The following is a 20,054-nucleotide window of genomic DNA, read 5'->3' as shown; positions in this document are numbered from 1 at the left end:
ATCATAGTCTCACGCTTATATATCAACCACCAATATGTGACATTTCAATTTTAGGTGCTCTTTTTTTACTTGTATGACTTAAGCGTTCATCTGAATAATGATCTTCTCGTTTGTTCCATATATCGCGTACGACATCTGTTATTTCCTCGTCAGTGTATTCAGATCGAAGCAGTTCTCTCAAATCATTTCCTTTAGAAGCGAACAAACAAGTATATAACTTTCCTTCTGCAGAAATACGGGCTCTCGTACATGAGGAGCAGAAGGAGTCTGTTACTGATGAAATAATACCTAGTTCTTCATCACTTCCAATATAACGATAGCGAGTCGCAACCTCTCCTGCATAATTCGCTTCTATTCGTTCTAATGGCATAACTTGATGAATCGTATCTACTATTTCTTGTTTAGAGACAACCTCTTTTAAATCCCAACCGTTATAATTTCCAACATCCATATACTCAATAAAACGAAGGATATGTTTATTTCCCTTAAAGTATTGTGCCATCTGCAAGATGTCCTGTTCGTTTTTCCCCTTTTGAACGACCATGTTTATTTTAATTTTCATACCGACTTCAGCTGCAGCTTGTATTCCTTCCAGAACCCTTTGTACTTTGCTTCTATTACCATTCAAATAGAAAAATCGCTCTTCTTCTAAGGAATCTAAACTAACTGTCACACGTGATAAACCCGCCTTATATAAATCAGGAGCAAACTTTTTAAGTAACGATCCATTAGTTGTTAAACCGATATCCTCCACACCATCTATTTTATTCAGGCGCTCGATAAGCTGCGGAAGACCTCTTCGAAGTAACGGTTCTCCGCCTGTAATCCGTAATTTTCTAACACCTAAAGAAACGAAAATACGTGTTATCCTTTCAATTTCATCAAAAGATAAAATTTTATCATTAGACAAAAACGAGTAATCAGGACCAAATATTTCTTCTGGCATACAATATCGACAGCGAAAATTACAGCGGTCAGTAACTGAAATACGTAAATCCTTTAAAGGACGTTGTAGTTTGTCTAATGTGACAGATTTCATATTTATTGCCTCGCTTTTACTTATTTTATATTTAAAACACGCTCCGGATGCGTATATACATTTAAGGATTGATTCCGAATAAATCCTATCGTAGTAATACCTAGTTCTTCAGCTAGCTGCAAAGCCAACTCAGTTGGCGCTGATTTTGACAGTATAATTTCACAACCAATTTTTGCAACCTTCAATAGTATTTCCGAAGAAATACGACCACTAAAAACAATGATTTTATCTCTTATAGAAATATTATTTTTTAAGCAATAACCGTAAATTTTATCTAACGCATTATGTCTACCAATATCCATTCGACTTAAAATAATACCATTCACATTGCACAAAGATGCATTATGAACGCCACCTGTATGATGAAATGTCTCTGCAGATTGCTGCATTTCTTTCATTAATCGAAAACAGTCTTCTGCAGTAACCTGTACATGAACGCCATTCATTTTCTTTGCGCTTAATGCATCATTTGCAAAAACAAACCCTTGTCTACTCATACCACAGCATGAAGTAATATAACGTTTATTTTGCATTTGTTCGTAATACGGATTTACTTTTGCCGTCGTGACATGTACAAATCCTTCTTTCTCTTGTACCCATATGTCATCAATATCTTCATACTTCCGAATAATTCCTTCAGATGCTAAAAAGCCTATTACCATATCTTCTATATATTCTGGAGTACTAACCATTGTAACAAACTCCTGTCCGTTCATTTTAATCGTGACTGGAAACTCTGTTACAATGCTGTCCTCTATATATTTAAACGCCCCTTGTTCATAACGAAAGATTTCTCTTTCTACCTGTATCGGTTTCACGATCAGTATCCTTCTCTCACGTTATATTTTTATCAAAAACAAATACCGAAACTGCAATATCTTCTTCTACTTTCATATCTGAAAACAAATTCACCAATTTCGCTCCAACAAGTTCCTCCAAATGTTCACGGGAATTCGCAGCATACACTTCTTGAATCATTTTCGTTCTAGCCATATGAACCATTTCCGCACCGTCCATCGTACTTGAAATGAATTTTTCAGTAGGTGTTAAGTTTCCGTAAAGAGTCGCAATCGCCATATTTTCAGCAAAAACAGTATGAATTCGTTCTGGCCCTTTTCCGAAAAGTTCCTTTCGAAGTTTTCGTATCATATCATTAAATTCATGTACTTTTTTTGACATACCATTATACCTCCCAAAAGCCTCATTTTACTTTATTATATATTTTACCAAAATGAGCCTTCCGCCCAAACTATTTCGTACAAACATTTGGGCGAAAAGATTCACTTCGTGAAGGTTACTCGTCTTTTAACCCTTTACCCATACCTTTTAAGAAATGAAGCCCAAACCCGATAGCACGGTTAATGTCTGGATCTTTCAATACTTTCATAAGATCGAATACCCCTACTTTTTTATTACTCTCTAGATGTTCATTACCTTCTTCTAGCCCTACTAATAAGCTACCTATAAGCTTTTTCGTAAGTTCCGGATCAAGTTCTGTTAAAGCACCCGCAGCCCCCATCATATTATTAATTAAATTTGTAACCGGCTCACGAGTCACTTGGCCAAGAACAATCTTTGCGATTGGTTCTTTCGCCTTTAGCATAGAATTTGCAGCTTCTAACATGCCAATATCATTCAATTCCCCTACTATGTTAAACATTTGATTTAGAGCGTCTTCATTATTAGCTAGAAGCTCTTTTAAATCATCTAATTTTTTCTGTTTTATTTCTTCCTCAGTTAATTCTTGTTTTTGAATCATTTTTATAGGTGCAGCCATATTTTTCTCCTCCTACTTATCCGTTAAATGCACATACCCTGGACGTGCCCACTTACGATGTACCTCAATGCCAGCTTGAGGGTGACGTTTTTTATTACGCGGATTCGCTTTTGGCATCGGATTTTCGCCATCAACTTCTAGCACTTCCATACGCACTTTCGTCTGTTTATAAGCAGGTGTGTTCGTACGCGTATCAACGGCAGGACCTGTTAAGAAATTAATTGCTGTTTCATTATCTGTAGAGTTCATCGGTAAATATAACTCATTCGCTTTTACACGGTCTGTTACAAGTGCACGTAATTTTAACGCTCCAAACGGAGAGACAAGACGGACTAATGAACCAGTTTTTACTCCACGTTCTTTTGCAAGTGCTGGAGAAACTTCAACGAAAACGCCAGGCACTTTCGTTTGAATACCTGTTGATTTATTTGTCATATTCCCTTCATGGAAGTGCTCAAGCATACGACCATTATTAATATGAAGGTCGAACTCAGCCGGGAATTCAGCTGGGCGCACCCAGTCAGCAATCGCAAAACGAGCTTTTTTATCTGGGAAGTTAAATCCATCTTGGAAAAGAAGCGGTGTATTCGTTCCATCAAAACTTCCCCAATGGAAACTATTCCATCCTTCCAATACTTCATAGTTTGCTTGTGAAAATAGTGGTGATAAACTTGCCATTTCAGCAAAAATTTCACTTGGATGACTATAACTCCAGTTTGCACCTAATTTATTCGCAACTTCCTGCACGATCCACCAGTCTGGCTTCGCATCTCCAAGCGTAGGAAGAACTTGATATAGTCTTTGAACACGACGCTCTGTATTAGTGAAAGTACCTTCTTTTTCAAGAGATGGCGCTGCTGGTAATACAACATCTGCATATTGAGCCGTTTTAGATAAGAAAACATCTTGCACAACGAAGAAATCAAGGCTTGATAACACTTCATGTACATGGTTCGCATTAGAGTCTACAAGAGCCATATCCTCTCCGACAAGATACATAGCTTTCATTTTCCCTTTATCAATTGCGTGAAGCATTTCAATATTATTCAGACCTGGTTCACTATTAATTTTCACTCCGTAAGCCATTTCAAATTTCGCACGTTCCATATCGTTAGTAACGTGCTGATATCCAGGAAGCCATCCTGGTAAAGTACCCATATCACAAGCACCTTGTACGTTATTATGACCTCGAAGTGGATATGCACCAGCACCTGGACGACGATAATTACCTGTTGCAAGTAGTAAGTTTGAAATCGCGGCGGAAGTATCAGATCCACCTGTATTTTGCGTTACACCCATTCCCCAAAGGATACATGTACCATCTGCATCACGAATCATTTCAGCTATTTGAATCAGTGTTTCTTGCGAAATACCAGTCATTTCTTCTGCATATTCAAGTGTATATTCTGTAAGGCTCTCTTTGAAGTCTTCAAAGAAATTTACATTCTCATCAATAAATCGTTGATCGTGCCAGCCTTGATCAATCATATATTTCGTAACAGCCATTAACCATACTTGATCTGTTCCTTGTTTTGGACTAATAAAAACATCTGAACGCTCTGCCATTTCTGTTTTACGAAGATCAGCCACAATTAATTTTTGTCCGTGTAATTTATGTGCACGTTTAATACGTGTAGCTAAAACAGGATGACCTTCTGTCGGATTACACCCTACAATAATAACAAGACCAGATTGTGCAATATCTTTAATCGTTCCAGCATCTCCGCCCATACCAATTGTACGGAATAATCCGTCTGTCGCTGGTGATTGACAATAACGTGAGCAGTTATCAATATTATTCGTTTCAAATACTTGTCGAGCTAATTTTTGAATCACATAATTGTCTTCATTCGTAATTTTAGATGAAGAAATAAAACCGATAGCATCTTTACCGTACTCTTCTTTAATCGCTCCTAATTTACTTGCAACTACATTCAATGCTTCTTCCCATGTAGATTCAACAAACGTTCCATTTTTACGAATTAAAGGTTTCGTAATTCGTTCTTTAGAATTTACGAAGTCCCAACCAAATTTTCCTTTTACACAAGTAGAAATTGCATTAACTGGCGCATCAGAAGAAGGTTGTACTTTAAGAATTTTACGTCCTTTCGTCCACACTTCAAATGAACACCCTACACCACAAAATGTACATACTGTTTTCGTTTTCTTCGTACGAGTATCACGCATGGCCGCTTCCACTTCTGATACCGCAAAAATACCGCTATATCCAGGCTCAACTTCTTTAATTAAATCTACCATTGGTTCAAGAATATCTGGTTTTAATCCCGTCATAAATCCAGCTTCACCGAGCATCGTTTTTTCCATTAAAGCGTTACAAGGGCAAATCGTTACACATTGACCACAGCTCACGCATGAAGAATCATTAATATTTACTCCTTCATCCCAAATCACTCGTGGTCGCTCAGCTTCCCAGTCTATCGATAACGTTTCATTTACTTGTAAGTTTTGACACACCTCAACGCATTGACCACATGCAATACATTGATTAGGGTCATAGCGATAAAACGGATGCGTCATATCAACTTCACTTACATCTACTTTCGGTTCATAAGGATATTTTTGATGTTCGATTTCCATTAATTCTGCTGTATTATGCAGTTTACAGTTCCCATTGTTGTTGTCACATACTGTACAGTATAATAAATGATTTTCTAATAACCGATCCATCGCCTCTGTTTGTGCTTCTTTCGCACGAGTAGAGTTCCGTTCAATGTTCATACCTTCTGTCGCTACTGTCGAACAAGAGCGCATTAACTTTCCGTCAACTTCTACAATACAAGTGTCACATGTTTGAATAGGATCTACTTCTGGCACGTAACAAATTTGCGGATGTTCAATCCCGTTCTCGTTCATAACACCCAATATCGTTGAACCGGGCTCCGCTGTATACTTTTTTCCGTCAATTGTAATATGAACCATGTTGTTATTCATGGTCTTTCCCCCTTTTTGAGAATAAAAAAACTCCACCACGAAAATATACGCACCACATTTCGGCACGTTATTATCATGGTGGAGTAGTTTATTAGCACATCTTGCTAAAATACCAATCCATTTATTCATAAATAAAACGATAGATTCATAACAGGTCATATCACGATTCCATCTTTAACACTATAATTATAGCGTTAAAGTTAAAAATATACAATATAAAATTTAAACTACGCATATGTCAGCTTGGAACTATCCATAATAACCCATATAAAGTGAAACTTTAATCAGCCCTCACCAATCGGGATAAAACATAACAAGGAGTAAGCAAACAAATGGGGTCTTTTAATAAATGGATTCGTGGTGAAAAATCTTTTTCTACCCAAGAGCAAGCTGATCACACATTAAATAAACTTATCTCTTCTTCCCTTTCCCTTAATTTAAAGCACTTGTCCAAACTGTTTAGCGGTATTCCAGAATTAATAACACGCACTTTTCCATTAAAAAACGGACAGGAAGCTTCACTTATATATATGGAAGGACTTGTAGACAAAACTGTTATTAACGTAAACATTCTTCGTCCTCTCTTATTTAAAGAGTGGAATGAAGACGATTTTTGGGAAGCCTCTGTTTCTATCGGAAATATTAAAAAAGTTCAACAGTGGACAGACATTGAACAATCTCTTTTACACGGCAAAAGTATTTTATTTATAAACGGGCAACTATCCGCTTTAGAGCTTGATACGCAAGCGGCACCAAAAAGGAGCATTGAAGAGCCTACAACAGAAAGCGCCATAAAAAGCTCACACGAAGGATTTAATGAAGTGGCAAGCGACAGCCTTGCACTTATTCGTCGATATATTCCAAATCGCGAATTGAAAGTAAAGGAATTCACTGTTGGTGAACGAGCTACTTCAAAAGTTTTTTTGCTGTACTTAGCAGACATTGCAAATGAAGATGTTGTACAAGAGATGGCCTGCCGCATCGAATCAATCAAAGTAGATGCCATTCTTACTACCGGAGAATTAGAAGGATTTGTTGAAGATAATTCCTATACTCTCTTTCCGCAATTATCGATAACTGAGCGCCCTGACACAACAGCACATCATATTCTAGATGGGCGAATTGCTGTTGTTGTAGATCGTTCACCAGGCGTATTAATAGGACCCATGACCTTTTCAGCTTTTTTTCAGACGATAGATGATTACAGCTTCAGACCAATGATTCCATCTTTTATACGATTACTTCGTTTCACTGGATTATTTATTGCAATTTTTGCTCCTGCTCTTTATATTGCTATGATTTCCTTTCATTATGAAGTGATTCCACTTAAATTATTGTTAACGATTGGAGAATCTCGAGCTAAAATTCCTTTTCCTCCTATATTAGAAGCACTTTTGATGGAATTAGTACTTGAAATGCTCCGCGAAGCTGCAGTTCGGCTTCCTGGTCCTGTTGGACAAACCATCGGCGTCGTAGGAGGGATTGTCATTGGACAAGCTGCAGTTCAAGCAGGAATAGTAAGTAATGTCATGGTTATCGTTGTATCTATTACTGCAGTCGCTTCTTTCATCATCCCTAACTTAGAAATGTCTGCAGGAATTCGACTTCTTCGATTCCCAATGATGATAATTGCCTCTTTATTTGGTGTCATTGGCATTATGGTTGGGATGGCAATCATTATTATTCATATACTTTCTATGGAATCTCTCGGTGTTCCTTATGGTAGTCCTTTTTCTCCGTTATTTGCTTCGGATTTAAAAGATATTCTTATACGTTTACCATGGAAAATAATGAAGAAGCGCCCACTATCCCTTAACTTAAAACAAGAGAATCGACAACGCGATATAGAAGGAACGGAGGAAGATAAGTGACAAAGCGTGCAAAGAGGGCGATTAGTTTATTTCAATACATTTTAACGATTAGTGGTGTTCAAGTAGGATTCGGTGTACTTACACTGCCACGTGAAGTTGCACAAGGGGCGAATACAGATGGCTGGATGTCTATTATTATTGGATGCGCTATCACTACTTTAGTCAGTCTATCTATTGTAAAAATCATGGAAAAGCATCCTGGATATACTTTACTCGATGTGCTAACTCGTTATCTTGGGAAATGGCTAGGAAGAGTAGTAATGATTTTTTGGATTTTATATGCTGTCCTTGCAGCTATTTCCTTAATTTTTTCCCTCTTATACGTTATTCACATTTGGATTTTACCTAGAACTCCAATGTTTTTAATTATGATTTTACTATCTATTCCCATGCTTATGCTCGCATGTAAAGGCGTTCTTATTATAAGTCGCTACGCTGTTTTCACTGTGTTTTTCACACTGTGGATGCCTTTTCTATTGTTTATCCCTCTTAAAGATGGGCATTGGATATACCTCCTCCCTCTTCTTAAAGAGGGCTGGATACCAGTTTTAAACACCGTAAAATCAACTATTATTGCATTTCTTGGATTTGAGTTTGCATTTGTCCTTTATCCTTATTTGAATAACAAATCCTCTGCTAAAAAAGGGATTGTTATCGCAAATTTAATTACCCTATTCCTTTATCTTCAAGTCACGTTCGTTTCTTTCGTTTATTTTAGTCCAGATGGTATAACAAAGTTTTTATGGCCCACCCTTTCTCTTGTTACACCATTTCACTTTTCGTTTCTTGAACGGTTTGAAATTATCTTTTTATCTTTTTATCTCTTCATTATTTTTGATTCTTGCATTCCTTACATATTTACTGCTTCAGATGGAATCAATCAATTACTTAACAAAAAAGGGAGTTCCTTACCTATTTGGTTTTTATTATTCGGGTGTATTGTTGTCTTATTCTTTTATATCCCTTCCTCTTACCAAATAAGTGCTTTGCGAGACTTTTGGGGAACTGCCAGTTATTTTATCGTTTTTCTATTTCCAGTCGTATTTCTCTTATACATGACACTTTATCAGCATTGGAAAAGGAGAAGAGTTTAAATGAGGCGCTTTATTCATTTCACTATACTTTACTTTCTCATAACCTTCTTAACAGGATGTGGAGATCGACTCGACTTAGAAAAACAATCAATTTCATTAATTTACGGCTTTGACGCAAAAGCAAAAGGAAAATTAATTGTGTACCACGTAAATCCTATTTTTAATGAAGACGTAGAAAAAAAGTACGAAACACATGAAGCGAAAGTACGTACACCTCGAGAAGCAAAAGCAACGTTTAATAGTTCAAGTGGCGGTTTAGTATCTACAGAAAAGTTACAGCTTATTTTATTTAGCACAAATTTTTTAAAACAAGAAGGGGCTATGCCTTACCTTGATGTTTGGTATCGTGATCCTAAAAACACTGGAAACATGCGTATGGTTGCAGTAGACGGTCCAATTTCTTCAGTTATATATAATAACTTTAAAGACAAGCCTGCCCTTCCCGAGTATTTAACAGATTTAATTAATACGAACAAACTGTACAATCGGACCGTTTTTACGACATTCCATGAATTTCACAGGCAAACGTTTAATAAAGGTATAACACCTGCTATTTCAGAAATAAAAAAAGGTAAAAAAGATGTTATCGTTACCGGTTCCGCGCTATTAACTTCTCGCGGAATTTATAAAATGTCATTAAATCGTTATGAAAGCGCCCTTCTTCTTTTGTTACAAAAGAAAGCGAATACACCGGTTTCGCTTACATTGAAAATCCCTTCTACTTCAGTTGAAAGTAATAGTGATTTAAAAGATACCGATGGCGGCGATTTCGTAACAATAAATGTTCTTAGCATGAATCGTGATATCCATACAGACTATAGCGATAACCGCTTCAAATTTAACGTTAAAATGGATTTAAAAATTGCTGTATCTGAACTTACATTCAATATGGATATAGACAAAGATAGAAAGAAATTAACTTCTCTTATTACAAAACAACTAAACAAAGATTTGAACGATTTAATCCACAACATTCAAAAACAGCAGCTTGATCCATTCGGATTTGGTGATTATGCGAGAGCGTTTCAATATGAAGAATGGAAAAAAGTTGAAGACGATTGGCCGAGTGCCTTTTCAAAAGCTAACGTAAAAGTAGCACCTACCATTAAAATTTTAGAAAATGGGATTATTAAATAGCAAAAACACGCTACTTGTTCTTATACGTTTAAAGAACAAGTAGCGTGTTATCATTTTTATTTTGAAGCTTCTTATACAGTTACACTTCTGTTTCTGGTTCTTCGTTTTCCACTTCTTCCAATCTTTGCTGCTCTGCAATTTCAGCTGAAATCATTCCATAATAAATTTCTGGATACAATCCAAATATTTGATATACACTTCCTAAAAACGGCATCGGAATCCCTCTTTTCTAAAGTTGTATTGCCACTTTTAAGGATTCCCTTTTCATTCATTATACATTCGTTTTTGGCGTTTCTTCTTCATCATGAACGCTTAATAAATTTTGCCACTTTTTATAAGGCGCACTATTTGGATCTACATATCCTTTCGCGTACGAACGATCCCACAATTGTTTAATAAACATCTCTTTCTCTTTCTTGGCAACCATATCAGCACCTGTACCGTAATAGTTTTGGAAATATAACTCAATTTCATCAAGGAACAGCCTTAATAATTCATCAGAAGTTTCTTCTAACGTTGGATCATATTTCGCTTCACGGTCATACATTAAAATCATATCTAAAATATTATGGACATGCTCTTTACGTAGCCATCTAATATCTTGAGCACCTAATACAAATGGATGCGTATATAAATGTCCACCTTGTATCATCGCCTTTTCTTGTTCTTCTTCAAATCTGGACAAGATGTTTTCATAAATAAATGGGTTATGAAGCAATGCTCTGTGTAATTTATAACTTTCGCTTGAAATATTTTTCCCCATCGACTGAATTAAAAAGCTACGTCCAACACCATTATATTGATACACGAACTGACCATCAACAGCAACTAAACTTATCCAGCGATACATGTACGCGTATAGAAGAGCTCGATTACATTTATCATAATCTAACTTCGTTTGCGTTGCATTTAAGTCTGGCATGAATGCTGGTAAGTGCCAATACTTATCTAAATGCGGTGTTAAACTAGATTTTTTACTATTCAACTTGTTTACACGGCGATAGTACGACTGAAAATAATCACCTTTATCATTCATAAATCCATTTGCAATATGTCCAGAAGAAAGCTTAGGAAAGTCTTGTAGTGATAAACCGTAATGTGCACGATAACAAATGACTTCAAATGGCGAGAAAGCTTCATTTACTGTATCTTTTTCTTTAAACATTTCTTGCATTAATTCCTCTTGCAGTTCTTTCTTTAAAGATGGATGTATGCCCCAATATTGTAATTCCCTATGATGAGAAACTTTCGGCACGAATGGACTTGCTAAATGGAACAAGTCTTCAATTTTTTCACGAACATATTCATCACGATCACGATTCTTATAATCCGCCTCTTTTCGTAATGCCTCAACGATATTCAGCTCTAATTTATCGCGATAGCGTATTTGTAATTCATCATAGCAATAGCTTAGTATGTGCTCACGATAAAAGTCTTCTACCTTTTTCGATTGAATTTCTTCTGTTTTCGCATCCCGGCAATATTCCCCGTATAAGCTCATATAAATTTCTGCTGATATATCTTTCGGTAATACACCTAAATTTAAATGTTGTTGCATATCTTGCCATATCTTTTCTTGTAACTTCTCTTCCGCTAATACGTATACATTCGTTGGGTTTGTTTTCCCTTCAAATTCTTTGCTTCGTTTTTGAATTTCGAACAATAAATTTTCACGTGTTTCATGTAAATTATCAAAAAACCTTTCCCAATATTGAATCATTTTATTAACTGCTTGATATAGCGATTGATAAACGAGTTCTAATAGCATTTCTTTACGGTATTCGTTTAATTTGTGTACGTACTGCGTTACAATATCTTCAAATTCCTTTTTAAATAAACGCTGCTGATTATTAATCATTTTTCCGAACCAACCTTGTTGTTGCGCAATTTCTACTCGGCGTACAGCTGTTACCGTTCCATCAATGTTACTCACATTAAATTTCTTATCGTAATTTTGAATTAAATTACGCTTTTGTTCATTATTTTCATGTAGTCGATTCATTTTTTCCACTAACTGCTTTCGAATTTCATACAACATAAAACGAGCTGCTACTGGATGAACTGGATCTGTTTTCTTTAAAAACCATGTATTTAATTGATATGACTGGCCTTCAGAGCCACTCGGTGAAAAACGGTCTGATTCAATCATGTCATATAAAAGTGTCGTTACATGTTCATGTACACGGCTCGGAATCGCATACGCATATAAACGAACCGCATGATCGACCCTTGCTACTTCACCTTTCATTTGTTCCATCATTTTCAGCTTGGCAGCCGAAATTTTACACTCATGCTGCAGACGATTTAATTCCTCGTCTTTTTGCACCGTACGCTGTACATAACTTTCTACAGCTTCTAAAAACAGTTTAGATTTCGCAACTCCAACCTTACCGCCTTCTGCTCCTTCACGCGTTTCATTGTACATTTGTCTATAGAAAATATGAGCCTGCTCTGGACGAGTAGCAAGATGTTCTAAATCTTCTAAATAACTTTTCCCGCGCTCTGGCTTTTCACGTTGCATACCACGTTTTACATCTTGGTCATACCTTTGTTTCTTCTCTTGAAACAGTTGATCTAAATGAAGCCACGATTCATCTAAACCTTGCACAGCCCATTTTAAAGCACAATATTTTAACACGTGCTCATACGGATAAATAATCTTTGCCGTTCCTGCCCCGCAATATCGCCCTTTCCCGCTTGATTCTGCTAATTGCTGAATTTGATTATCTTCCTGTGCAAAATGGTTTGCAGACATCGGACTAAATAACTGTAAATAAATCGTATTTGCCATTTGCTCCATATAATCTGATAAATTGTGCAGATGGTGTCCATGTAAATTTTCGTAATCGTATAAGAAACAATAATTGTACGGTAAATGATGTTGTTTAATTGTATGATTCGTTCTTCCGTCTTCATCTACTTGATCCGGTCGATACTCTAATTCAATCGTAACCCCGCCGCGTTTTGATAATTCTCCAGTAGAGCCGAGCGTAATAGCATGTAATTCTTTTAACGAGGCATATCCATTTGCTTGCACCGTTTCAAACTCTTTCGCACTAACCGTTCTCGTCTTCACTAACACATCCGGCATTAGAAATGCACCGCGTATTAAAATGTTGTGATGCTGCAGTTTTTTCCGAAGCATTTCACGTAAATATAATGCAATTTGTAGAAACATTCCTGAACCTGTTCCGCCCGCTAGTGATGTTACGATAATGACACGCACTCCATATTCTGTTTGATCGCTCGTAACCGGAAAAATTTTCTCAATTTCTTGCCAAAAGGACGTGAGTTTATCTTCTTTCATCGCAGCACGTAGCGCTAAACGGGAAATAACGCGTAACTGTCCTGCCCCTTCTGTCAGTGGTTTATCAAGTATAGTCGGGTCCATTGGAAACCATTCCGGAATCGTTGGATCTCCTGCAATATACTCCCTAGGCGTTTTGCTCGAACTCGTTTGCGTCTTAAACTTTCGAATATGATCAAATTTACTCAATGTATTCACATCTGTATCAAATACGTGCATTGCTACTTTTTTTCGGCGCTCCTCAGGCAGCCTTTCATATATTTGATGTGTCACAGTACTACCGATTCCACCTAAACCAATTAATATCGTTGGAACTTGTAACGTCATGTGAACCACCTTCCTATTCTTGCTTGTTTGAAAAGAGAGGGAAAGATACTATTGTCCTCTTCTCTCCACCTACTATTCACACTCGTATTTGTAAATCTCCTTACCATATCCTCTATCAATTACTAAAAGTTCATTTGGATATAGTGTCTTATGTTCCATTCCAACCTCATCCTCTGTTATAAACATCCCATCAATAATCATTCCTACTACTTGTGACTCTTTCGCTACAAATATCGATTTTGATCCTTTCTTCGCTATAAATGTAACGGATTGTACAGTCTTCCTTTCCGCTCTAAACGGAATACCAAAATAATGTTTCCACCATTTATTTTTAAGTAATTCTGGCTCAGATTGATATAACCAATCTTTCGCTACCTCTTGATCCCATTCGTAATACAATAGTGCTTTACGGTGAAATCTCGGACGGACAATCCATCCTAAAACGATTATTCCTACTATTAACAGTAATAAAGTGATAGGAATAACAAACTTAAAAATAAGCGCATACTTTTCATAAAACGGTGCATCTTGAATATGAAGTTTTATGTTTTTCTTTACTTCTTGTAACTTTGAATCCTGTACTACGATGGTAGCTTCTACGGTGCCGGTATCTGTAAAATTGAACGTGTCGGAGTAATGAGGTCGAGGATAAATATAAATTTGATTACCATGTTGTTTTATTTCATAGTTGATGGATTGTTTAGATGTGACACCAGTAGATTTTAATAGTTTTTTTACAGCCTCTTCTGTCATCGGCTTATCATCTAACTGTGGTTGTATAATAAATGGTTTACTACTCTCTAAATTCGTTACTTTTTCTTCATAATCTTTCGTGACAGTTCGAAGAGATAATGCAGGCTTTTTCGTTGTTTCGATTTTAAATTCTTTCGTCTGTCTGTAAAATCCTTTTATGTTCATATGAACTTTCCCGCGTACTAATCCTTTAGTAAGCTTCGTTGCGTAATAAAATACATGTCTTTTATCGTCCCACTTCATCGCATATTGCTTTCCGTCTATTTCTACTTCTGCCTGAAAGTAAGAAGACTGAACTGGCAACTCAGTAGGTTTTGCTTCAATAACAGCTGTCACACCTTCATACATTTCCTCAACATTTTTTCTATCCTTATCCTCTTTGTCATAAGTAGAAACAGTATAATTAAGCGCCGGTTCGACTAGTACTTGTAACCCTTCTTTCTCAATATCTCGGTCCACTTCTATCGTATACGTCCCTGGTTTAATAACTTCTTCATTTTCCGTACTGATATGAACTATATTTCCGAACAATTTCGCTTCACCTGGTGCATGTATGGAAAAAGAAGATTGTAATTGTAATGGTTTAGAAATTTGTGTGACCTGATAATTAGACAAAGAAGGCGATTGTCGCACAAGCGTCATACGCTTTAATGGAAATGGTGTTGTAATCTCTACTTTCTTTCCTACCACTTTCGTTTTCACAATCGATTCAACAGATGAGAACGGATCACGATTTGCAACTAATGCCGCCACTTGATTGACGCTTTTTACAATACCATCCTCTCCACTAGATGGCATCGTAACTCCATTTATCTCTTTTTTCCATATTTCTTTAAACGTATTTAGTTGTGCCTTTTCTTGCTGTCCTAAATCCTCTTCCATCGTAATTAAAATTGGATGTAACGATATCTTTTTTGCATCCATTTCTTTCTTAAACTGTGCTAACTTTTGTGTAATTTGTTCTTTTCCGCCAATCTTATCTTTCTCTAAATCATTAAATGCCCCGTCAGTTAAGACAATAAGCCAAAATTCACGTTTCCCATCTATATCTGCTTCCTTTTTTATAGATTGCATCGCTGTTTCTACTGCGCTAAACGGAGTATTTAAATACGTTTTCCACGCTCCAATTCCCTCAATTTCCGTTTGTCTCTTATCCTTCGTTAACGAAATGTTTAATGGATCATTCGGCTTGCTCATTGGAACGTAAGAAAATGTATCTTTTTCATCTAATAGCGCAACTAAACTTTGCAAAGCATAATTGGCATATTTCCAGCGATCGTTATTTCTCATGCTGCCCGAATCATCATATACAAGTGAAACGACCCTTTCCTTTGCCTCCTCTCCTTTTGCAAAAGTCCAAAAAGGATGTAACCATATAAATAGAAACAACATGAATGTGGCACAAATTCGAATTTTCATGATGAGGCTTCGCCACCTTTGTAGACAAATTCCTATGTTTAAATTTATGAGAGGATACAAGATATATGACTTGTATTTTAGGACAACGAGCACAGCATAACTTTATTATGTAAACAGTTATAAAAGCTGAATATGATTCCTTCTAGCGTTTTCTATCCAATACTATAAGTAAAAAAGCCTGTTTAAGCTCTACACTTAAAACAGACTTTTCCTACTTTTTATTTTAAAAACACATAACAAAAAGTTTGATTTTTGACTTAACACATCACTTCTATTGTAAATCCACCAGGTGCTTCCACGTAAAACGTATACGCATGTGCACGTTTAGGAGCCTCAACCAAAAATCCATCTTCCTTCAATCTTTGATTTATCTTATTTACTTGTTCTTCACTTTCTTGTGGAAATCCTACATGAAATGTTTTTGGATAATGTACGTCTTTTCCTTTCATTAACGTTAATATAAACCCATCATTATCACGCATAACTGCAAAGCCATTTCCCCTTGTTCCGCTACAAGTTAAACCAAAATACTTTTCTAAAAACTCTCTCGCGGCTAGTACATCTGAAACTGTTAGATTAAGATGTTTAATTTTCAAATCATCACCATCTTTCTTAATTTTCTAATATTTTATCATACAAATAAAAAACACGCCTTTCACAGCGTGTTTTATTTCTTCACATACACTTCCACAATCGGATTATCTTTATGATCCGCATGCAAGCGTATATTCTCTTCACTTGTACGATAAACGCTAGCTAATAACATAATCGTTAACATATTAGGAGTTTTTGCATCACTCCCATATTTCCTTTCCAGCGCTTCCTTATATTCAAAATCCAAATCTCCTTGCACATATGTATACACTTCAAAACCATCTTCTAAATTGCAAACTACTGTATCAATAATATCTGCCCCTACTTGCTTCTTCATTTCCTCTCGCAATGCTTCAATAAATTCTTCCCACGGTACTTCGTATGTCTGAAACTGATCTGTAGATTTCATGCCTTTTCCTCCTTATATATCCTCTTCCTATATTTCCCCTTTCCTATAACAATTATGATAGTTAGGACATTCGTACAAGCCGCACTTGTCCCCTTTACATATCGTATTACTGTAATGGGGAAGGAGGAATGAATATGCATAGACAAAAATGTTATGATACGTGCCAACGTTATTTCGGTAAAGTCGTTCGCATTGAAGATCGTGATGGTCGCATTCATTTAGGCAAAATAATTGATGTGACGAAAAACTCTGTATGGATTGAACCAGTGCAACAGCACTCATCTTTTGATTCAGGATTCGGATACTATGATGCATATGCAAACGGTGGTTGCGATCTTTGCGGCGGCATTAGCAGATGCGATAGTTGTGGATTTGGATGCGGTGGTGGATTCAGCAGCTGTGGATGTGGCGGCCGTGGTTGTGGTAGTTGTGGTGGCGGTTGCTGGGGCGGCGGCGGTTGCGGCTGGGGTGTTGAACTCGGATTTGGTTTTATCTTCGGAATTACATTAGCTGCATTATTTTTCATTTAACATAAGTAAAGAGTTGACTATCTTTAGCCAACTCTTTTTCTTTATTTTTCACATATAAAAATACGATGCCCTAAAATGTTTTGGTACATAAGCCTTATATTTTCATGTTGCACCCATGCCTCATATAACTCATTCGGAATAAATTGTGATACATTCCATTCCGGCTCTTCTATATAAGCAGAGATTGTTTCTGCAATTGTACCACCGCCAGCAATAGTAACCCGCTTAAAATTTGCTTTCTGAAATAATTGTACCCACTCACTCTCAGTTAATAGCTCTTTCATCCCGTATAATTGAGCGATTTTCTCTTCCTCACCCTTATCAATATGCCTATCAATAATCATTTCAATGACAACAAGCTTACCATCTTTCTGTAGTACACGATAGCATTCCGAAATAACCCTTTCTTTCTCTGTAAAAGCAAGTATCGATTCTCCGAGTACCAATTCAAATGAGTCATGCAAACAAGGTAATTGCTCTGCCTTTCCTTCAATTAATTGAATGTCTATTCCTTCAAACGACCACCTATCTTTCGCCTTTTGAATCATAATTTCATTCTTTTCCACCGCTGTTACTTTATATCCAAAATTCCTCGCCATATATGCTGCGGTTTTTCCCGTGCCACAACCTATCTCTAGGACATTCGCCCCATGTCTAAGAGGGAGTTGTGCTAACAATTGTTTTGTTAATGTAAAACCACCAGGATGAGCACTCCCTATTCCGTAATAAGCTAGGAAATCGATGTATGTGTTTCGTTTCATGGGATTCTCCTTTAAATTTTCTATAATACATATATTCATCCTGAAAAAAATAGTGCACAGAAAAAAAGCATTTTCAAGTGCCATACCGCAACTTGAAAATGCTTTTTTTTACTATTTCTCTTCTACATACGCCCATTTGAAACTATATTCCGGACTAATATTATGTTTCACGATTCCCTTTATATTTGGTTTCATTACATATGATCTAGCATTTTGATATAATGGTACAAGCGCTACATCGTCTTCAAGTAATATTTTTTCAGCCTTCCCTAACTCTGTCCAACGTTTTTTTGCATCAGCCATCCATTCTGTCTTACTTTTATTAATAATGTCATCATATTTTGAATTTGAGTAGCTCATCTGGTTTTGCGAATTTTTTGTTTCAAACATATCAAGATATGTCATTGGATCCGCATAATCTGGATTCCAGCCACCATATGAAAAATCATAATCTTGGTCTGATTCTAATTTTAGTTTTTGCTTAAATGGTTGCAGTTTAATATTTACTGTCACGCCTTTTAGGTTTTTTTCAACTTGATCTTTTACATACTCCCCAACTTTTTTCGCATTACCAGTATCATAATTTAATAACTCTATCGTCACTTGATCTTTTCCTAGTTCTTTTTTCGCTTCTTCCCAGGCTGCCGCTGCCTTTTTGGAGTCTTGTTTTAAACCATTCTTGAACGTTTCTGCAAAATCTTTACCGTCTGGTCCACTCGCTAAACCTTTTGGTACTAAGTAATCCACTGGTTTTGAACCATCATTTAAAATAACATTCGTTAAAGCTTTCTTATCAATAGATAATGCAATTGCTTCACGTAGTTTTTTGCTCTTTAATGGTGTATCTTGCCCACCACGTTTTTGATTTAAACGTAAGTAAAACGTACTTGTTTCCGAATATGCGCCAAACTCTTCTTTATTATTTCTATACTTATCAACAAATTCACCTGATAGAAGCGCGAAGTCAATTGCACCTGTATCATATAAATTCACTCGAGTAGCCCCTTCTTTTACTACACTATAGTTAATTTCATCTAATTTTACAGTCTTTTTGTCCCAATACTGATCATTTTTCTTTAATTTCCAGCCTTGCTCATGTTTCCAATCAGTAAGCACAAATGGACCATTATAAAGCGTTGTATCAGACTCTAAACCGAATTTATTTCCTTTTTCCTTTACAAATTTTTCATTTAATGGATAGTATGAAGCAAATGCCATTAAGTTCAAGAAATATGGTACTGGTCTTTCTAGTTCCACTTCAAGCGTATAATCATCTACCGCTTTTACACCTAATGTAGAAACTTCTGCTTTCCCTTGATTAATCGCTTCTGCATTTTTAAGATAGTAAGCGATAAATGCATATTCAGCAGCTGTTTTTGGATCTACTAGGCGTTGCCATGCAAATACGAAATCTTTCGCTGTTACAGGATCACCGTTTGACCACTTTGCATCTTTCCGTAATTTAAATGTATATTTTTTACCATCCTCGCTTTTTGTGCTAGATTCCGCTACAGCTCGGATTGGCTTATTATCTTTATCAAGGCGATATAAACCTTCCATTGTATTCCCTAAAATTTGTGAACCAAGTGTATCTGTATTTTTGGAAGTATCCATTGTCGGAATTTCATTCGTTTCTGTACGATTTAACACTTGCTTTGCCGCATATTTAATATCAGATTTCTTCTCTTCCCCACCATTATTAAACGTTGTAGTCGTTTTTTTCTCCCCACCAGAAGATCCAGAACATGCTGTTAAAGCCATACTCATCGCTAAAACTGGCGCTACAACCGCCGTAAACTTTTTCATCTTTTTCTTCATTTTTGTACCCTCCCCAATTTATATGTACGAAACTAACTTTGAGAGATTTCTTTCGTTTTATTTTTCGGAAAATTATCACTAATTACCGTTCTACTAATTTCTTCTAATTTGTAAAGTTTTTTGATAATATTAAGAATAATCACTCTAACAACTATAATAACTATTACTATACGAATTCTCCCACATCTACTATATGTAAGTACCACTTTTCTTATTCTTCTCTATTTATTTAAATTTAATTGAATAGTAAAAGAGCGTTTAAAAAT

General features: G+C 36.2%; 16 protein-coding genes. 4 read left to right on the top strand and 12 right to left on the bottom strand.

Translation table 11 applies throughout. The annotated features are described in order from the left end of the window. Positions 1 to 22: 22 nt before the first annotated feature. The 5 genes from moaA to fdhF form a co-directional block, all read right to left on the bottom strand. Positions 23 to 1,039 (bottom strand): GTP 3',8-cyclase MoaA, encoded by a 1,017-nt coding sequence (moaA, locus tag MR079_RS03505; RefSeq protein ID WP_139866296.1) that lies wholly within the window; start codon positions 1,037 to 1,039, stop codon positions 23 to 25. Positions 1,040 to 1,059: 20 nt separating this feature from the next. After that, complete coding sequence (gene fdhD / locus MR079_RS03500; protein ID WP_139866297.1) at positions 1,060 to 1,857, bottom strand: formate dehydrogenase accessory sulfurtransferase FdhD; 798 nt, start codon at positions 1,855 to 1,857, stop codon at positions 1,060 to 1,062. 16 nt (positions 1,858 to 1,873) lie between these two features. Further along, positions 1,874 to 2,218, bottom strand: a complete 345-nt coding sequence (locus tag MR079_RS03495) for a Na-translocating system protein MpsC family protein (protein WP_000039582.1) — start codon at positions 2,216 to 2,218, stop codon at positions 1,874 to 1,876. 115 nt (positions 2,219 to 2,333) lie between these two features. Further along, positions 2,334 to 2,816 (bottom strand): helical membrane plugin domain-containing protein, encoded by a 483-nt coding sequence (locus tag MR079_RS03490; RefSeq protein WP_000729887.1) that lies wholly within the window; start codon positions 2,814 to 2,816, stop codon positions 2,334 to 2,336. Between the two features lie 12 nt (positions 2,817 to 2,828). Further along, the gene (gene fdhF, locus MR079_RS03485) at positions 2,829 to 5,768 is read right to left on the bottom strand and encodes a formate dehydrogenase subunit alpha (RefSeq protein ID WP_139866298.1); all 2,940 of its coding nucleotides are present in this window, start codon (positions 5,766 to 5,768) and stop codon (positions 2,829 to 2,831) included. Positions 5,769 to 6,100: 332 nt separating this feature from the next. Between fdhF and gerSA the strand changes: the two genes are divergently transcribed. From gerSA to gerSC, 3 genes are read left to right on the top strand one after another with little or no spacing between them, the layout of a single operon-like run. Then, positions 6,101 to 7,639 carry a spore germination protein GerSA gene (gerSA, locus tag MR079_RS03480; protein WP_139866299.1) on the top strand — a complete coding sequence of 513 codons (1,539 nt, stop codon included), beginning with the start codon at positions 6,101 to 6,103 and terminating at the stop codon, positions 7,637 to 7,639. After that, complete coding sequence (locus MR079_RS03475; RefSeq protein WP_242293530.1) at positions 7,636 to 8,733, top strand: endospore germination permease; 1,098 nt, start codon at positions 7,636 to 7,638, stop codon at positions 8,731 to 8,733. The genes gerSA and MR079_RS03475 overlap by 4 nt, the downstream gene beginning before the upstream one ends. Then, complete coding sequence (gene gerSC / locus MR079_RS03470) at positions 8,734 to 9,870, top strand: spore germination protein GerSC (RefSeq protein WP_139866301.1); 1,137 nt, start codon at positions 8,734 to 8,736, stop codon at positions 9,868 to 9,870. A 79-nt stretch (positions 9,871 to 9,949) separates the two neighbouring features. Here the strand turns inward: gerSC and MR079_RS03465 are convergent, their stop codons facing one another. The 5 genes from MR079_RS03465 to MR079_RS03445 form a co-directional block, all read right to left on the bottom strand. Continuing rightward, positions 9,950 to 10,084, bottom strand: coding sequence for a hypothetical protein (locus tag MR079_RS03465; RefSeq protein ID WP_044793378.1), 135 nt, complete (start codon positions 10,082 to 10,084; stop codon positions 9,950 to 9,952). Between the two features lie 57 nt (positions 10,085 to 10,141). After that, positions 10,142 to 13,504: a tubulin-like doman-containing protein gene (locus tag MR079_RS03460; RefSeq protein ID WP_139866302.1), complete on the bottom strand. Its 3,363-nt coding sequence runs from the start codon at positions 13,502 to 13,504 to the stop codon at positions 10,142 to 10,144. Positions 13,505 to 13,576: 72 nt separating this feature from the next. Further along, a complete protein-coding gene (locus tag MR079_RS03455) occupies positions 13,577 to 15,676 on the bottom strand; it encodes a vWA domain-containing protein (protein ID WP_139866303.1) in 2,100 nt (699 codons plus the stop codon). 257 nt (positions 15,677 to 15,933) lie between these two features. Then, positions 15,934 to 16,272, bottom strand: a complete 339-nt coding sequence (locus tag MR079_RS03450; RefSeq protein WP_139866304.1) for a VOC family protein — start codon at positions 16,270 to 16,272, stop codon at positions 15,934 to 15,936. 71 nt (positions 16,273 to 16,343) lie between these two features. Beyond that, positions 16,344 to 16,679, bottom strand: coding sequence for a hypothetical protein (locus MR079_RS03445; RefSeq protein ID WP_242293529.1), 336 nt, complete (start codon positions 16,677 to 16,679; stop codon positions 16,344 to 16,346). Between the two features lie 134 nt (positions 16,680 to 16,813). Here MR079_RS03445 and MR079_RS03440 point away from each other — a divergent pair, with 134 nt between their 5' ends. Further along, positions 16,814 to 17,209, top strand: a complete 396-nt coding sequence (locus MR079_RS03440; protein ID WP_242293528.1) for a hypothetical protein — start codon at positions 16,814 to 16,816, stop codon at positions 17,207 to 17,209. A 41-nt stretch (positions 17,210 to 17,250) separates the two neighbouring features. On the opposite strand, the gene MR079_RS03435 is transcribed toward MR079_RS03440, so the two are convergent. Then, positions 17,251 to 17,970, bottom strand: coding sequence for a class I SAM-dependent methyltransferase (locus tag MR079_RS03435; RefSeq protein ID WP_139866307.1), 720 nt, complete (start codon positions 17,968 to 17,970; stop codon positions 17,251 to 17,253). 111 nt (positions 17,971 to 18,081) lie between these two features. After that, positions 18,082 to 19,788: a peptide ABC transporter substrate-binding protein gene (locus MR079_RS03430; RefSeq protein WP_242293527.1), complete on the bottom strand. Its 1,707-nt coding sequence runs from the start codon at positions 19,786 to 19,788 to the stop codon at positions 18,082 to 18,084. Positions 19,789 to 20,054: the final 266 nt, after the last annotated feature.

It is taken from the genome of Bacillus cereus group sp. BfR-BA-01381, assembly GCF_022663555.1.
Lineage (GTDB): Bacteria > Bacillota > Bacilli > Bacillales > Bacillaceae_G > Bacillus_A > Bacillus_A pacificus.
This window is presented reverse-complemented; position numbering and strand designations above follow the sequence as displayed.

Coding starts and splice junctions, on each gene's coding strand:
- moaA (WP_139866296.1), bottom strand. CDS start 1,039: ATGAAATCTGTCACATTAGACAAACTACAACGTCCTTTAAAGGATTTA.
- MR079_RS03495 (WP_000039582.1), bottom strand. CDS start 2,218: ATGTCAAAAAAAGTACATGAATTTAATGATATGATACGAAAACTTCGA.
- MR079_RS03490 (WP_000729887.1), bottom strand. CDS start 2,816: ATGGCTGCACCTATAAAAATGATTCAAAAACAAGAATTAACTGAGGAA.
- fdhF (WP_139866298.1), bottom strand. CDS start 5,768: ATGAATAACAACATGGTTCATATTACAATTGACGGAAAAAAGTATACA.
- gerSA (WP_139866299.1), top strand. CDS start 6,101: ATGGGGTCTTTTAATAAATGGATTCGTGGTGAAAAATCTTTTTCTACC.
- gerSC (WP_139866301.1), top strand. CDS start 8,734: ATGAGGCGCTTTATTCATTTCACTATACTTTACTTTCTCATAACCTTC.
- MR079_RS03465 (WP_044793378.1), bottom strand. CDS start 10,084: ATGCCGTTTTTAGGAAGTGTATATCAAATATTTGGATTGTATCCAGAA.
- MR079_RS03460 (WP_139866302.1), bottom strand. CDS start 13,504: ATGACGTTACAAGTTCCAACGATATTAATTGGTTTAGGTGGAATCGGT.
- MR079_RS03455 (WP_139866303.1), bottom strand. CDS start 15,676: ATGAAAATTCGAATTTGTGCCACATTCATGTTGTTTCTATTTATATGG.
- MR079_RS03445 (WP_242293529.1), bottom strand. CDS start 16,679: ATGAAATCTACAGATCAGTTTCAGACATACGAAGTACCGTGGGAAGAA.
- MR079_RS03440 (WP_242293528.1), top strand. CDS start 16,814: ATGCATAGACAAAAATGTTATGATACGTGCCAACGTTATTTCGGTAAA.
- MR079_RS03435 (WP_139866307.1), bottom strand. CDS start 17,970: ATGAAACGAAACACATACATCGATTTCCTAGCTTATTACGGAATAGGG.
- MR079_RS03430 (WP_242293527.1), bottom strand. CDS start 19,788: ATGAAGAAAAAGATGAAAAAGTTTACGGCGGTTGTAGCGCCAGTTTTA.